Annotated in this window: 1 protein-coding gene; it reads left to right on the top strand. The window is 66.2% G+C overall.

Annotation, left to right across the window (positions count from 1 at the left end):
- Positions 1–18 precede the first annotated feature (18 nt).
- Positions 19–414: hypothetical protein (locus FHG71_RS22440; RefSeq protein WP_139083975.1), on the top strand; the 396-nt coding region annotated here is incomplete at its 3' end.

The raw sequence follows: 414 nt of genomic DNA, 5'->3' as shown, positions 1-414 counted from the left end.
GCCTTCTCGGGAGCCAGCGTGCAGCGCTTCGAAGGGATGTTCGGTTTCGACTGGGCCATCGGCAAGTACGACGTGGCCGGCGTGGACTGGGACGCCAACATCAAGATCTTCACCTCGGTTCCGGCCGACATCCTGCGCGACCGCTTCGACCTGATGGAAGCTTTCTCGGGTTGGGACAAAAACGACATCATCCGCGGCGACAACCGCGGCACGTTGAGCGCCGTGGGCGGGCTCGACGAGGGCTTGGCCTTCGACGACCACGTGCTGGACAGCGCAGGCCTTGACCGGATCGCGGGCATGAGGGCCTGGTTCGCTGGGGCACGCGACACCCTCGCCGAACTCAATCCCGGCGCCTACGACGACGCCGATGTGATGTTCCGCGACGGCAACATCCTCCTGGGCGGCGGCGGGTCC

Origin of the sequence: Rubellimicrobium roseum, from assembly GCF_006152145.1 — a bacterium.
Classification (GTDB): domain Bacteria; phylum Pseudomonadota; class Alphaproteobacteria; order Rhodobacterales; family Rhodobacteraceae; genus Rubellimicrobium; species Rubellimicrobium roseum.
The sequence above is the reverse complement of the archived record's forward strand: the minus strand, read 5'-3'. Positions and strand labels throughout refer to the sequence as shown.